The 494-nt window shown below is 39.9% G+C and carries 2 pseudogenes; both read left to right on the top strand.

Features of this window, described 5'->3' with window-relative positions:
- Positions 1 to 102 (top strand): annotated as a pseudogene (locus CD118_RS11235) (deoxyribose-phosphate aldolase); the annotation flags it as partial.
- Between the two features lie 39 nt (positions 103 to 141).
- A pseudogene (locus tag CD118_RS11230) lies at positions 142 to 494 on the top strand (phosphopentomutase); the annotation flags it as partial.

Raw genomic sequence — 494 nt, 5'->3', positions numbered from 1 at the left:
TTAGAAGATTTTAACGCAATGGTTGAAGCAGGTGCCACACGTGTGGGCGCAAGTGCAGGTGTTCAAATCATGCAAGGATTGGAATCAGACACAGACTATTAAACGATAACAGCTAAATTAATCAATGTAGGAGTGATTTATATGACAACACCATTTCAACGTGTACATTTGATTGTCATGGATTCTGTTGGGATAGGAGAAGCCCCAGATGCGAAAAATTTTAACGATGAAGGGTCCCACACACTGAAGCATACGTTAGAAGGATTTGACCAAAAATTACCGTATCTTGAACAATTAGGTTTGGGTAATATTGATGCCTTACCTGTCGTTGGGGCAGTTGCACATCCAAAAGCGTATTATACAAAATTAAGCGAAGCTTCAGTCGGTAAAGATACAATGACAGGCCATTGGGAAATGATGGGCTTGAATATCATGCAGCCATTCAAAGTGTATCCAAACGGTTTTCCACAAGAATTAATTGATGAAATCGAACG

It is taken from the genome of Staphylococcus coagulans, from assembly GCF_002901995.1.
GTDB lineage: Bacteria > Bacillota > Bacilli > Staphylococcales > Staphylococcaceae > Staphylococcus > Staphylococcus coagulans.
The sequence above is the reverse complement of the archived record's forward strand: the minus strand, read 5'-3'. Positions and strand labels throughout refer to the sequence as shown.